Genomic DNA, 15,128 nt, shown 5'->3' with positions numbered 1-15,128 from the left:
CGTGTCCCGAATCTCGTTCCACCGCCCGGCCCGGTTCCTGCCGCCGGCCGCCCCGCAGGACAAGGTGGTGCTGCCCGCGCCGCCGGAGCAGAAGCAGAGCGGCACCGGCTTCCTCAGCCTGCTGCTGCCGCTGCTGTCCAGCCTGGGCATCGCGGCGTACATGGTGTCGTACGGCAGGCCGATGCTCATCGCGCTCGCCATCATCTTCGCGGTCGTGTCGTTCGGTGCCACCATCGCGATGCGCGTGCAGAACAAGCACCTGGAACGCCGCACCGCGCTGCGCAAACGGGCCCGCTACCGGGCGCTGCTGATGGACGTGCGCACCAACGCCCGCCAGGTCGCGTCCACCCAGCGGATGCTCGGCGCGTGGGCGCACCCGGAGCCGGACCGGCTGCTGGCGATCGCGCACAGCGGCCGGCGCGTGTGGGAGCGCCGCCAGGGCGACCCGGACTTCCTCAAGGTCCGCATCGGGCTCGGCGACGCGGAGCTGTCCACGCCGATCCAGATCGGCACCCGCATCGACCCGCTCGCCGACTACGACTGGGAGTCGATGCGCGCGGCACGGCGGCTGGTCGACTCGATGAGCAAGGTCGCGGCGCAGCCGATCGTGATCGACCTGGGCACCGCGGGCGTGATCAGCGTGCTGGGCGCGCCGGAGGACACGGCCGCGATGACCCGGGCCATGCTCTGCCAGCTCGCGGTCCTGCACGCGCCGGACGACGTGCTGCTGGCGATCGAGGCGCCGGACGCGGACGGGTGGGAGTGGGCCAAGTGGCTGCCGCACACGTTCGAGCCCGGCTCCCGGCGGCGCCCGCGCGCGATGCCGCTGGTCAGCACGGAGCACGGCGGCCTGGCCGACGTGCTGGACCTGCAGCTGCGCCGCCGGGCCGAGGCGGCCGGCGCGCGACGCCTGCAGACCACGTTCGACCGTGGCGCGCCGCCGGCCCAGCAGCGGCTCGTGGTGGTGTTCACCGCGTTCGACCCGGTGTCCGAGTGGGGGCGCTCGCCGCAGCTGCGCGCGCTGCTGGAGGCCGCCGGCCCGCAGCTGGGCATCACGTTGATCTTCCTGGGCCGGCGTGAGTCGGAGGAGCCGGGCCGCGTCGACCTGCGGGTGGGCGTGACGGCCGACGGTGGCCTGTCGCTGACCGGCAGGACCGGCGGCGCGGTCACGTCCGAGCTGTCCGCGCCGGACCGGGTCAGCCTGCCGATGGCCGAGATGATCGCCCGGAAGCTGACGCCGCTGACGCTCACGGACGAGCAGGAGCAGGTGCTCGCCCGTACCGTGTCGCTGATCGAGACGCTCTTGAACGGCCGGGCGCTGGACTCCGCGCTGGGCGGGCTCTGGGAGGCACAGATGCCGCCGGAGCGGCTGCTGCGCGTGCCGATCGGCACGGACGGCGACGGGCAGAGCGTGGTGCTGGACATCAAGGAGTCCGCGCAGGGCGGCTCCGGGCCGCACGGGCTGATCGTGGGCGCGACCGGCTCCGGCAAGAGCGAGCTGCTGCGCACGCTGGTCGCCGGCCTGCTGGTCACGCACTCGCCGGAGGTGCTGAGCCTGGTCGTGGTCGACTTCAAGGGCGGCGCCACGTTCGCCCCGATGGCCGGCATGCCGCACGTGGCCGGGATGATCACCAACCTGGCGGACGACGCGATGCTGGTCGACCGCGTGCGGGTCGCGCTCGCCGGTGAGCAGCAGCGCCGCCAGCAGCTGCTGCGTCAGGCCGGGAACGTCGACTCGATCCGCGAGTACCAGCGCCGGCGCCTCAACGGCGACAACGGCATCGACGGTACGCCGCTGGAGCCGATGCCGTACCTGCTGGTCATCATCGACGAGTTCGCGGAGCTGCTCAGCGCGCACCCGGAGTTCGTGGACCTGTTCGTCCAGATCGGACGCGTCGGCCGCAGCCTCGGCATGCACCTGCTCTTCTCCACCCAGCGGCTGGAGGAGGGGCGGCTGCGCGGGCTGGACTCGCACCTGTCGTACCGGATCTGCCTGCGCACGTTCAGCGCCCAGGAGAGCCGGACCGTGATCGGCACGCAGGACGCGTACCGGCTGCCGCCGATCCCGGGCTCCGCCTACCTGAAGGTCGACGAGACGATCTACCGCCGGTTCCGGGTCGCGCACGTGTCCGCGCCGTTCGTCACGCCGGAGGAGCGCGACGCGGACGGCGCGGTCTCCACCTCGATCCTGCCGTACGACATGCGCAGCCTCGACCTGCATGAGGAGGAGGACGAGGAGGAGACGCCGGCCGTGACCGGCGACGGGCCGACCGAGCTGAGCGTGATCGTCGAGCGGCTGTCCGGGCGCGGCCTGCCGGCCCGCCAGGTGTGGCTGCCGCCGCTGCCCAAGGCCGTGCCGCTGGACGTGCTGCTCGGCCCGATCGCGGTGCAGTCCGGACGCGGCCTGTCCGCCACCATGTGGCCGGCCGCCGGAGACCTGCGCATCCCGGTCGGTGTCGTCGACCTGCCCGCCCAGCAGGCCCAGGAGCCGCTGCTGTTCGACTTCGGCGGCCCGCACGGGAACCTGGCGATCGTCGGCGCACCCCGGTCCGGGCGGAGCACGCTGCTGCGTACCCTCATGCTCGCCGGGATCCTGACCCACACGCCGGCCGAGGCGCAGTTCTACTGCATCGACTTCGGTGGCGAGACGCTGCACCCGTTCACGGCCGCGCCGCACGTCGGCGACGTCGCGGGCCGGGCGGACCGGGAGATGATCGGCCGGATGCTGGCCGACACGCGCGCGCTGATCGCCGGGCGGGAGAAGCTCTTCCGTGAGCTGGGCATCGACTCGATGGCGGAGTTCCGGTCCCGGCGCGACGCCGGGCGGCTGCCGGACGGGCTCCGCGCCGCGGACGTCTTCCTGATCGTCGACGGCTGGGGCGCGCTGCGCACCGAGATCGACACGCTCGAACCGATCATGATCGAGATCGCGTCCCGGGGCCTCGGCGTCGGCGTGCACCTGGTCCTGACCACGAACCGGTGGATGGAGATCCGCCCGGCGCTGCGCGAGAGCATCGGCACCCGCCTGGAGCTGCGGCTCAACGACTACAACGAGTCCGACATCCACCGGCGGATGGCGCAGGCCATGCCGCCCGGACTGCCCGGCCGGATGCTCTGCCCGCCCGGCGTCTACGGCCACGTGGTGCTGCCCCGCGTCGACGGCCGGGACACCGACGACGGCGTCCGCGACGCCCAGCAGGACATCCTCGCCAAGGTCGGCCCGTCCTGGTACGGCGCGACGGCCCCGCGCGTGCGCATGCTGCCGGAGACGATCGTCCGGCACGAGCTGGTCGCCACCGGCACCGCGCCGTCCGCGATCCCGTTCGGCATCGGCGAGCCGGACATCGCCACGGTCAGCCTCGACCTGGTCGAGGGCGACCCGCACTTCGTCGTGTTCGGCGACACCGCGTCCGGCAAGAGCACGTTCCTGCGGACCTGGCTGCGCAACCTCGTCGACCGGCAGACCGGCTGGGAGGCCCGCGTCGTCCTGGTCGACTACCGGCGCTCGCTGCTCGGCGTCGTCCCGGAGGAACACCTCGGCGCGTACGCCGCGGACGTGCAGACCACCAGGACGTACGCGCAGCAGATCGCCGGCAAGCTGAAGGAGCGCATGCCCCCGTCCACGATCACGCCGGACGAGCTCAAGTCGCGCAGCTGGTGGGAGGGCCCGGAGATCTACGTGGTCGTCGACGACTACGACCTGGTCGGCGGCGGTACGCAGTCCCCGCTCGCGCCGCTGATCGAGTTCGTCCCGCACGCCCGCGACATCGGCCTGCACCTGGTGCTGGCCCGGCGCACCGCGGGCGCGGGCCGCAGCGCGGTCGGCGACGTGCTCTTCTCCCGCGTCCGGGACCTGGGCGTCGGCGGCCTGATCCTCTCCGGCGACCCGCGCGAGGGCCCGCTGCTCGGCACCGAGAAGGCCGCGCCCCGCCCCGCCGGGCGCGGTGCGCTGGTCAGCCGCGGCCGGCCGGCGAGCCTGGTGCAGGTCGCGCTGGACGAGGCCGGCGACGTTCCCGCCGGGCCGGCCGCGTCGTCGGCGCGCTGAGCGGGGACACCCGAATCGGTCACTGTCGGCGTCCTGGCACCGGCTGGGACGCTGCCCTCAAACCCCGTCAACCCTGAGCAGAGGAGGACCTCATGCAGTTCGAGGTGACCCCGGAGTACGTGGCGGAGGCGGCACAGGACTGCTCGTTCGCCGCGGAGGACATCGAGACCCACCTGGGCGAGGTGCGGACCTACGTGGTGAGCCTGCGCGACCAGTGGGAGGGCACCGCGGCGCTCAGCTTCGACGCGCTGATGCACGACTTCGACGCGTACGGCGTGATGCTGCACAACGCGTTGATCAACATCAGTGACGGCCTCAAGGGCAACTTCAACAACTACGTCAGCGTCGAGGACTTCGCCAACAAGAACCTGGTCGAGGTCAACAACGAGATCCCGGGCGTCTACCTGTAAGGGAGTGCGGCATGTCCGACGTCTACAACTCACACATCAAGGTCCCGGAGACGCTGGAGGGCGCGGGGCCGTACATCAACGCGGTCTCGGCCGACGTCGTCGGTGACCTGATGCGCCTGGAAGCCAAGATCGCGCCGCTGGCCGACACCTGGCGGGCGAACTCCGCCACGTACTTCGAGGACCAGCGCCTCGCCTGGAACGTGGCGGCCGACGGGCTCTTCGGCCCCGAGGGCGTGATGGGCATGATCGCGCACGCGCTGAACGTCAACTACCAGAACTACAGCGATGCCGAACTCGCCAACGAGCACACCTGGAAGCACTAGATGGCAGACCAGCGCAGCCTCGTCACCGTCGTCGGCGCCCGCAAACGCGTCGACGTGGCGCTCCCCGCGGGCGCGCCGGTCGGCGAGTACGCGGGCCGCCTCGCCGACCTGTGCGGCCAGGACGGCCACGACGTGTTCCCGCCCGCCTGGTCCCTGACCCCGGCGGGCGGCGCGCCGATGGCGCTGGAGGACTCGCTCGCGGACGCGGGCGTGGCCGACGGCGCCGTGCTCTACCTGATCGACGTGGCCGGCGACCCGGGCGGCGAACCCGCGATCGAGGACATCGAGGAACTGGTCGCGGACCAGACCGCCGGCCTCCGCTCCACCGAACCGCCACGCGGCCTGATCGTGATCGCGCTGTCGCTGGCCTGGCTGGCCGCGACCGGCTACGTGCTGCTCCGCGCGCACGGCGGGCTCACCGCGGCGATCACCATGACGCTCGCGGCGCTGGTGCTGCTCGGCTCCTCCTGGGGGCTCCAGCAACGGCGCTCGGCCGTACCCCCGATGCTCTGCCTGGTCATGTCCTTGGCCTCGGCGGCGTGCATGGCCTCGGCCGGCGGGCTGCTGTTCGCGGAGCTGAGCCCGGCCCTGTGGTGGGTCGGCGTGATCGCCGGCGCCAACCTCGGCACCGTGATGGCGCTCGCCACCACGCCCGAGATCATCCTGTTCGCGGTCGAGCTGCAGCTGCTCGTCGCGAGCCTGCTCATCCCGCTCTTCCTGCCGCTGAAGGTGAACGCGGCCGAGGCGGCCGCCGCCACCGTGGTCGCGGCCGCGGCGCTGCTCGGCGGCGCGAAGTGGATCGCCGCCAGCATCACCGCGTGGGCCGGCCGCCCGCCGAAGTCCAGCGCGCCGATGGCCCAGGCCGTCACCGCCATGCTGATCCGCGCGCGGCGGCTGCTCACGGTCGTGATCGCCGGGCCGGTGCTCGCGCTGACCATCGCGCAGCCGGTGCTGGCGCTGTCCGGCAACTGGTGGGCGATCGCGCTGACCGTGATCTCCGGCGCGGCGCTGCTGGTCCGCGCGAAGCAGGCCGGGTTCCGCAGCGAGACGGTCGCGTTCGGCATCAGCGGCCTGACCGGCGTCTTCTCCGCGGTCGGCGCGGTCGCGCACCGGTTCGGCGGCACCGGCGGGGCCGCGATCACGCTGGCGCTGTGCGGGTTCGTGGTGCTGGCCATCGGCGTGCTGATCTCGCTGGTCCAGCTGCCGATCACGGAGTCGACCACGGACGTGTCGCTGGCCGGCGCGGCCGCGGCCGGACGGCGCTCGGTCGCGGAGGTGGTCGGGCTGTTGTGCAATCTCGCGGTCGCGCCGCTGGCGATGGGCGTGTACGGCGTCTACGGCGAGCTGATGGCGATCGGCGCGGGCATCATCCACTGAGGTGCGTCCCCCGCTCGCCGGGGGACGCACTCGGGTTCAGGTGAAGATCTCGACGATCTGCGGCGGGTCCGGGAACTGGCAGGCGTAGTCGATGTTGGCGTACGACTGGGCCGCCGAGTCCACGGACATGATGTACTGCCCGACCAGCGTGATCAGGTCGGCGCCCGCGGCCAGCAGCTGGTGCTGGTAGGTGTTGAGCTGGGTCACCTGCGCGGGAGTGGCGCCGTAGTAGTCGTCGACCTCGTCCTCGCTCCAGGGGGGTACGCCTTGATCGCTCTCGCCCTGGGTGTGCTCGATGCGCTTTCCGCCGTTGTACGGATTGCCGTCACCGCCGACGTCCGCCTCGCTGGAGACCGCGAAGATCCAGCTCTCGTCCTTCAGCACCTCGTTGCGGAACGTGGTGTAGAAGTCCACGCGGGGCCCGACGATCTTGAGCCCTTCGATCACCGCGTTGACCAGGTCACCGGTGCTGACGGCGAACGCCTCGATGTAGACGGTGTGGTCGGGCTCCTTGCCCTCGCCGCCGCCCTCCGGCGTCCGGATGGTGATCTCCGGACCGGGCATCCGGTCCGGGTCCGCCTCCGTGGGCTCCCAGTGATCCGCGAAGTCCAGTTCCGGCGGCATGACGTCGGGCGTCGGATCCTGCAACTGCTCCGGCTCTTTCTCCGCCATCCCGCCCCTCCTCGACCGACACCTGTCGCATCGTCACTCTTCAGGGCTCGGTACGTGCGGGCAACGTCCCTTTTCCGGTGACCGCCACCGGGGAGAACGTGGGCCTGTCGCGTGCCGGGTGACAGCACCTAGCGTCGACGGGGCACCTGGGGAGGTACGCACGTGGCGGACGGCGCCCTACATCCGGACCCGGCGAAGATCGATCATCTCGCCGACAGGTGGAACGAGTTCGGCAACGACCTCAACAACCTCCACGGTGCGGTCGACCTGCTCATCAACACGCGATGGAGTGGCCCGGCCGCCACCCAGTCCGACCGCGTCGGCACCGCCATCAAGGCCCGCATCACCGAGATCGTCGAGGGTTGTCACTCGATGGCCACCGGCCTGAAGGAGATGGCCGAGGAGGTCCGCAAGGCGATCCGGGCGCACAAGGCCGCGAAGCTGATCGAGCTACTGAACCTGATCCTGACCATCGTCGGCGCGGCCCTGATGATCCTGGCGCCGTTCTTCTCGATGATCGGCACCCTCGGCCGCCTCGGCCAGATCCTGACCGTGGTCGGCCGCGCGCTCAACGTCGTCGGCGACATGATCGCGTCCATCCTGAGCCGCCTCCCGATGGTGACGGCCGCGGTCGCGGAGAACATCGGCGCGTTCATCAACGGCGCGTTCTGGGCGGTCGGCATCAGCTTCGGCATCCAGGGCGGCGTCAACGCCGGCTACGGCGTGCCGTGGACGCCGGACGCGTGGAGCGAGATCTCCAACGTGCTGATCGGCGGGGCGACCGGCATCATGTTCGGCGGCATTCGACCGTACGGCTGGGCCCGCGGCCGTCCCTGGGGTCGTGCCACCTTCGACCCCTCGCAGATCAACAACAGCAACATGCCGCACGGCGTCCAGATCCCTGAGGGAGACTTCGGCGGCGCGTTACCGGCCGCGATCGGCGACGGCACGGGTCACCTCACGCCGCCGACGCTGGGCGCCGGCCCGGACCGGATCGGGTCGCCCACACCGGTCACCGCCATCGAGGGCAGCACCCGCCCGCCCTCGGTCGCCGGGATCCACGACGCCGGCGCACTGCCCGAGATGAGCTCACGCCCATCCGGCGGCGCGCTGACCGGCGGCGCCCGGACACCACCGCTGGACCACCAGAACCTCGTCGCGCTGCCGGGCCAGGACCGGGGGATCCCGCCGGTCGGCCGCCCGCAGTCGCACCTCGCCGACGGCGGCCCGCAGAGCCTCCTGCCACCGCGAAGCACCAGTCCGGACGGTTTTCCTGCCCTGCCGGAGAGCCGCCCCGGCAGCTCCCTGTCGCACCGCTCGGACGCGCCCACGCCGCACACACAGGTCCCGGGCCGGATCATGCCGGACTCACCCCGGACGCCGCCGCTCGCCGACGCCCACTCGCACGGGTCCGTCCGCGGCACGGTCCTGCCCGGTGACGCCGTCGTCGCACCGGGCGGCATCAAGGCGCCCCAGTCACCCGATGCCCCGCATCAGAGCACAGGCAAGATCCCGCAGCAGGGGTACGAGGTGGCGCTCCCCGGCACGACGAAGGCGCCGCAGGGCTCCGAGGCCGTCGTGCCGCCGGCCGGGTCGAAGCCGCAGAGCCTCGCCGCCGTGCCGCCCGCCGCGTCGAAGCCGCACGGTGCCGATGCGGTGCCGCCTGCCGCGTCGAGGCCTCCGCAGGGCGCCGACGCCGGGTCGCCCGGCACGCCGAAGGCACCGCAGGGCTCTGAGGCCGTGGTGCCCGCCGCGTCGAGGGCTTCGCAGGGCATCGACGCCGCGTCGCCCGGCACGCCGAAGGCGCCGCAGGCCCATGGGGCCGGGCCACAACGGCCGGCGGAGGCGGCGCGATCGTCGGCCTGGTCGACCGAGCCCATGAGCCCGAAGCCCGAGGCGCTGGACGCCTCCAGCCGTCCACAGGCATCATCCGCGGGAGGCCGGGCCAACCTCTTCGAGGAGTCGGCACCGCCGACACCGGTGCCGGGCCGGTCCGGGTCTGCCCAGTCGACCGTGCCGTATCTGTCGCTTGACGGGCCCAGCCAGCGGCCGTCGCCGTCCTCGTCGACGTCCTCCCTGCCGGACTCGGTGGCGCCGCGTAGCGGCGTCAAGGGCTCCGAGCCTCCGCCGCTGGGCGGCCGCGCCGGCGCGGAGATACCGAAGCCACCGGTCGTGCCGACGGCCGATGCGCCCGCGACACCGGTCAGTTCGCGCGCTGCCGACGGCCGGCCGGAGCTGGAGGCGTCCAGCGCTCCAGGCCGGGACACAGCGGCCGGAACGCGGTCGGCCGCGGATTCGCGCCTCCCGCGTCAGCCCAGGAGGCCGACGGTGGAGACGGATCCCGGCGGCTGGGCCGACCGCCGATACGACCAGTTGCGCGAGAATTACACGTATCGACTTCCGGCCCGTGATGGGTACGCCCAGGCCCGCGCCGACTTTGTCCGTGACGTGGAGGCGGTCCGGGACGGTAGATCACACCCGGACGGCACCACGATCGACAGCCTGGAGCAGAGCTTCGAGGACCGGCTGTACCGCGAGGCGGCGGTCGAACACCAGATGTTCTCGAGCAAGGCAGAGGTGCGAGCCTCCGTCACACGGTTCAACCAGGCCCGGCCGGACCTGGCCCGCTTCACGGAGGCAGTGGTCACGCGCGAGATCGTCCGGCTGCGCGAGGACATTCTCTCCGCGGACATCCCCGCGAGGGACATGTCGCTCACCTCGCCACAGGTAGAGTCGATCCGCGAGAGGTGGATCGCCGGACTCGACGAGCGCATGGTGCAGGAGGGTGACACCCTCCGGGCCGCTCATCTCGACGATGCCCCGGACACCGTGCACTCTGCCCATCTGGGCGACGACGGGCCGTTCCCCGGCTCGGCCGTGCCCCAGCAGCCGTTCGAGCGCAGCGCCGCGGCGGATCTGGGCGGCCATCGGGACTCTGCGAGCGCTCCGGGCGCAGTGCCGCCCGAGCCACCCGCCCGTCTGACGGATCCCGGTGCCTGGGCCGAAGGCCGTTACACAGAGCTGCTCAGACAGAACCGGAGCCGTGTCCCGTCCCTTCAGGGATACGCCCGTGCCCGCGCCGACTTCGTCCGTGAGATGACGGAGGTCCGCGGCGATACGTCGCACCCGGCCGACGCGGCCACCCGCGCGCGGGCCGACGAACTGGAGCGGAACTTCGGCGAGCGGCTGCACCGCGAGGCGCTGTACGAGATCCAGGTCATGGCCGGTGGCCGTGACCTGGACGCCGCCATCGCGCGGTTCACCGACGGAATGCAGGATCCAGGCGGCTTCGCCGCGCAGACGCGTGTGCGCGAGACCGCGCAGCTACGCGCGGACATCCTCGCGGCGGACGGCCCGTCCATCACGCCGACGCAGACGGTGAACATCCGCGAGGCGTGGCTCGACGGCCTCGAGACGCGCATCGCGCAGGCCGGTGAGGCGTTCCGGTCCGGTCGTCCCGTCGACCGCCCGGCCCCCGGGCACGCGGACCGCCGGCCGGATCAGCATGTCCAGGGCGCCGACGGCACGTCCCGCAGCCCTGCGCCGCGCGCGGCCGGCGTCGAGGCGCGGCGGACCGAGGCGGCCTGGGCGCACAGGCAGGACGTGCCGGGTCCGGACGGCGGTCCGGCGCCGTCCGGTGACGTGCTCCGTCGTGCGCGGGGTGATCACGCCGACGCGGTCCACGCGGAGTTCGGCAGGACGCTCGGTCACGACGACACCCCGGACAACCGCACCCTGTTCGAGAACGGCCGGGACCGGCTGCGGGAGGGGTTCGCCGCCAGGGCGTTGCGGGAGCAGCGACTCCAGGAGGTCTGGACGAGCACTGTCGAACCGGGGCTGCGCGAGCGCCTGACCAGGGCGGACGTTCCGGACAGCCGGCTGGACCGGATCCTCGGCGAGGAGTTCCAGTACTTCCGGGAGGAGCTGGCCAACCCGCTGAATCCGGCGCACGGCGACCCCGCCGTCCTTGCCGGGCGTCTGCACAACGGGATGGACGCGCGGATCACGGCCGGCAACCGAGGCCTCGGCCGGCTCGACGAGGGATACACCGAGTTCTTCACGCAGGACGTCGTCGGCCGGGTCCGCGACGGCCGCCACCTGACCGCGGAGGACATCGACGGCGCGTCAGCCACGATGCGCCCCCGGGCAGAGGCGTTGTACGACATCGCCTGGGAGCGGTCCGGCCCGTATGCGCGGGCCGCCGACGTCCGGCGGACGGTCCTGGAACGGCTCGCCCGGGAATCGGCTCCCGAGGCGGTCCGGCAGTTGCAGGTGCGCGCGGACGCGCGGACCGTAGTCGCCGAGCACCGTGCCGCGGACCTGCGGCACTTCGGGGACGCGGCCGAGACCGGCCGGCTGACGCTGCGGCCCGCGGAGCAGGCCGCGCTCTTCGACCGTGTCCACACGCGTGCCGCGCAGGAACCCGGCGACCACCTGCACGGGGCCTGGCGCGAGCGGATGGACCACGACCTGCGGGAGGCCACGGTCGCGTTCCGCCGGGAGCGGCTCGCGACCGACACCGCACCGGTGAGGCCGCGACGCGCGGGCGCCGACGGGGCGAGGACCGTCGACCTCGAGCAGCTGCCCCGGGTCGCGCGGGAGCGCGGCCGCCTGGAGCAGGAGCTGGTGCTGCGCGGCGACGACCCGGACACCGTGCTCGCCCGCAACCGGCGGCTCTGGGCGGAGGACAACCCGGAACTGGCCCCCTACCTGCACGAGCACGACGTGGAGAGCATCCGGGCCGGCGAGTACGGCCGGGACGTGCAGTCCATCCGCGACTACGCCTGGGGCCGGGGCAGCGAGGGCGTCGCCGCCCCGCGCGAGATCGGCGAGATGATCAACGCGCGGGGCACCGCGCTGCACGAGCGGTTCACCGAGCTCGCCCGGCACCGGCACTCACTGGTGCACGGTGGACCGGGTGGCCTCGGCATCACCGGTCGCGGTACGCAGCGCACGCACGAACCCATGCCGGACAACTGGCCCGGCACCGAGCGTTCCTGGCAGGAAGCGCAGCTGCTCACCCACCCCGAGATCCGCGGCCACGCGGTGGCGGCATTCCGGGTCACCTCCGCGAAGTACGCCGGCCCCCGTGGCCCGCTCGGCCGCACCATGGACCGCGCGGCGTTCGACCGGGCCGGGGTGGACTTCTTCCGCGACGCCCGGCGCACGCACGACGAGGTGCTCCTCGAGACCGGCGTGCGCGAGACCGAGGTCACCGCGTTCGAGAACCGGATGCCGGCACATCGCGACCGGCTCGCCGACGACCTGGCGCTGGCGCAGCTCAACGATCACGTGCTGGCCGCGGGCCCGGAGCATGCGCTGTTCGACGAACTGACCCCGGCCCAGCGCGAGCGCGTCCAGCAGCAGCTGCATGCGGCGCTGCGGCAGATCAGGGACGAGGTGTTCACGAAGGGCGCGGGCCAGTTCGCCCGCCGGCACGAGGAGAACAGGCACCCGATGGGGGAGTGGGACGGCCGGCTGGACGCGACCGTCGACGCGTTCTCCCGCCGGATCGCCCACGAGCAGACCTACACCGTGCTGCCCGGCCTGGCGGCCGAGGAGTTCGACCTGATCATGGGTTCGGGTACGCAGCGGACGTACCGGATCTCCGACGCCACCTACGACGCGCTGGCCGCACGGTTCCGGGACGACTACGTGAGCGGCCACCGGGAGGCGGACGGCGTCAGCCCGGCCGAGAACCGGGCCTGGCTGGCACACGAGGCCCTGCACGAGAACGCCTTCACCACCGGCCTCGACGCACTCGCCCGGCGGCATCCGGCCGAGCCCTGGGACGCCCCGTTCACCCGGGAGTCCGTCGGCGACGTGGTGCCGACCGGTAACACGCCGCTCGGCCGCGACGTCGCGCACCTGATCCCGGCCGGCTACGGCGGGCTCGACTGGGACACCGCTCCTGCCCCGGCGGTGCCCGGCCGGGGAGACGCGCCCGGCACCGCGCATCCGCTGCCCGCGGAGCGCACGGCGAGCCCGGAGGCCCAGGCCAGGTTCGATCGGAACATCGCCGACCTGACCGACGACCTGGGCCCGAAGATCGAACGCGCCGCCGAGGTCGTGCGGCTGCGGCCCGACTTCAATCGCGACTTCGACGCTGCCGTGACCGCCAGCCGTGACGCGTTCCACGGGCTGGGCGGCGAACGTCGGCACCGCGGCCTGCACGACCTGCCTGCCTCCGAGCTCGCCGCCGCACGCCACCGGATCATCACGCGTGGCAACACCGCGTTCGACCAGATCATGGACCCGGTGCTGCGCGGCGATGCGGCACCCGGATCCGGGACCTGGCAGCGGGCCGAAGGGCACTGGAAGCAGGCCTACGAGAAGCTGTGGGGCGAGTCGCGCCTGGACGCCTTCCAGCGGCACGAGATCGCCCGCCACCACCCCGACGTCGCGCGCGAGGTGCAGGTCGCGCGGAACAACGGCGCGTCCGATCGGGATCTCCGGCTCGGGGTGCGTACGTTCGTCCGCGACGTGCAGATGACCGTGGACTCGCTGGTCGCGGGCCCTTCGGGAGCCGGACGCGCCGGGACCGGGCGCACGTTCGGCGTCGACGACGCGTTCGCGCCCGGCCAGCGTGCGCGGTGGGACGCCGCCGACGTGGGTCTGCGCAGCCGCCTGCGCGAGTACCTGACCGGCGTGCCCGGCACGGCCACCGAGGCCGTGGTCGCGGCGCGGCAGCGGATCAGCCGTCAGCTGGAATCGTGGGATCACTCGCCCGGCATCGAGGGCGTGCCGGTCGACCGGCTGGCCCGCGAGACCGGCGAGCTGCGGGCCGCGGTGCAGGACGGCGTGCGGAACGCCGTCGTCGAGTCCTGGCTGCGCGGCCGGGGCGGCGCGAACACGCCGGGGCAGGGCGGGCACGCCGCCATCCGGGAGGACATCGGCGCGACGGCCGGGCGGATCACCGCGGAGCGGCTGCGCGGGTTCCTCGAGACGCACGGCGGCCCCGCGCCGCACGAGCGTGCCGCCTTCCACCGGCGGCGCGACACGATCGCCCGAGGCCTGATCGACGACCTGACGGCCACGGCCCGCCAGCCCGGCGTCACGCTGGACCAGGCTGCCGTGGATCGGATGGCGGCCGAGACCTACGACCGGCTCGCGCGGATCGAGTCCGAGCTGCGTCCCGGCCTGCAGACCGCCCGCTACTCGCCGGAGGCGGTCCGGGACGCGATCGGACGGCTGCGCGCCGAGGCCGACGCCATCAGCGGGGAGATGCCGGCCCGGGTCCGGTACGAGGAGCAGCTCACCCGCTCGCTCCGGGAGGCCGGCGACTTCTACGGCAACCTGATCGGGCACGACGGCCCGGTCCGGAGCCGCACGCTCGCCCACGACTTCGGCCACGAGTGGTTCAGGCACGTCGACGACGCGTTCGGCGGCGATGCGGCCGGCCTGACCGGGAGGCGGCCGGACCGTACCCTCGATGATCTTTCGAACGGTGTTCACGGCCGCGCGGAGGAGTATCTGCGCAACGATCCCGCGTGGACCCCTGCCCGGGTCCGCGAGATCGTGCTGTCCCGTCCGGCGCCGCCCGGCGGTGGCCTGGAGAGGAGCGACTCCGGCCTGGTCATCCACACCGGGATGGGCAACGCCGAGGTCCTCGCCTACGCGAACGCCGTGGAGGCGGCACCGCACGAGGTCCGGGTCGTACTGGCCGACCGGCACGCGGCCGGCGACGGGCTGCTCGACTACTACCTCGGTGACCTGCCGATCGCGGCCCGCCGTCACCTGCTGGTCGACATCCGGTATGCCGGCGACACCCCGGTGGCGACCGGCGTGCGTGTCGCCGACGTGTACGACGTCACGGTCATCGCGCCTGGGGAGGCCTTCGCGGGCTACGGCAGCAGCCTGCGGCTGTCCGGGCGCGGGCCGGGCGGCAGCAGGGTACCGCTGTCGTTCGCGGAGAGCGTCCACATCGTCCCGTGGGCCCGCCGGGCGGACAGCCCGGAACACTTCGGGATGACGCCGCACCCGGACGGCGGCTACGACCTCGGCGACGGCTGGACGCTCGACGTCACCCGGGACGCGAAGGGCACCCGGGGCACGCTGCGCATCGACGGCGAGTCCGAGGCGATGCCGGACGGGATCCACGCCCGGCTCACCGACCTGCGCGACCGCCTGACCGGGGCCGGTTTCGTCGAGGCGGCCGGCCCGGAGTTCACGGCACGGCTCACGGGGCCACCGAAGCCGCAGCCCAAGGACGGCCCCTGGCCGAGCGGTGCCGGCCGGACCATCGCCGACCGCTCGGTGCGGGTGAGGTGAGGGACCGGGTGGAGTCGGTCGCTGAGCAGC

At 73.1% G+C, this 15,128-nt stretch carries 6 protein-coding genes; 5 read left to right on the top strand and 1 reads right to left on the bottom strand.

From position 1 onward, the window contains the following. The first annotated feature begins 1 nt into the window (after nt 1). The 4 genes from eccCb (at nt 2) to OP04_RS29015 (ending at nt 6,155) form a co-directional block, all read left to right on the top strand. Nucleotides 2-4,045, top strand: coding sequence for a type VII secretion protein EccCb (gene eccCb, locus OP04_RS29030; RefSeq protein WP_051799290.1), 4,044 nt, complete (start codon nt 2-4; stop codon nt 4,043-4,045). Nucleotides 4,046-4,137: 92 nt separating this feature from the next. Then, entirely contained in the window at nt 4,138-4,455 is a 318-nt protein-coding gene (locus tag OP04_RS29025) for a WXG100 family type VII secretion target (RefSeq protein ID WP_033343034.1), read from the top strand. A gap of 11 nt (nt 4,456-4,466) precedes the next feature. Beyond that, nucleotides 4,467-4,778, top strand: a complete 312-nt coding sequence (locus OP04_RS29020; protein ID WP_033343033.1) for a WXG100 family type VII secretion target — start codon at nt 4,467-4,469, stop codon at nt 4,776-4,778. Further along, nucleotides 4,779-6,155 carry an EsaB/YukD family protein gene (locus OP04_RS29015; protein WP_033343032.1) on the top strand — a complete coding sequence of 459 codons (1,377 nt, stop codon included), beginning with the start codon at nt 4,779-4,781 and terminating at the stop codon, nt 6,153-6,155. 36 nt (nt 6,156-6,191) lie between these two features. On the opposite strand, the gene OP04_RS29010 is transcribed toward OP04_RS29015, so the two are convergent. Continuing rightward, nucleotides 6,192-6,827 carry a hypothetical protein gene (locus tag OP04_RS29010; RefSeq protein WP_033343031.1) on the bottom strand — a complete coding sequence of 212 codons (636 nt, stop codon included), beginning with the start codon at nt 6,825-6,827 and terminating at the stop codon, nt 6,192-6,194. A gap of 162 nt (nt 6,828-6,989) precedes the next feature. Between OP04_RS29010 and OP04_RS29005 the strand changes: the two genes are divergently transcribed. Beyond that, nucleotides 6,990-15,098, top strand: coding sequence for a hypothetical protein (locus OP04_RS29005; RefSeq protein ID WP_033343030.1), 8,109 nt, complete (start codon nt 6,990-6,992; stop codon nt 15,096-15,098). The last annotated feature ends 30 nt before the right edge of the window (nt 15,099-15,128 follow it).

The sequence above is a fragment of the Catenuloplanes japonicus genome (assembly GCF_000717135.1).
In the GTDB taxonomy this organism is placed as follows: domain Bacteria; phylum Actinomycetota; class Actinomycetes; order Mycobacteriales; family Micromonosporaceae; genus Catenuloplanes; species Catenuloplanes japonicus.
The sequence above is the reverse complement of the archived record's forward strand: the minus strand, read 5'-3'. Positions and strand labels throughout refer to the sequence as shown.

Coding starts and splice junctions, on each gene's coding strand:
- OP04_RS29015 (WP_033343032.1), top strand. CDS start 4,779: ATGGCAGACCAGCGCAGCCTCGTCACCGTCGTCGGCGCCCGCAAACGC.
- OP04_RS29025 (WP_033343034.1), top strand. CDS start 4,138: ATGCAGTTCGAGGTGACCCCGGAGTACGTGGCGGAGGCGGCACAGGAC.
- OP04_RS29020 (WP_033343033.1), top strand. CDS start 4,467: ATGTCCGACGTCTACAACTCACACATCAAGGTCCCGGAGACGCTGGAG.
- OP04_RS29010 (WP_033343031.1), bottom strand. CDS start 6,827: ATGGCGGAGAAAGAGCCGGAGCAGTTGCAGGATCCGACGCCCGACGTC.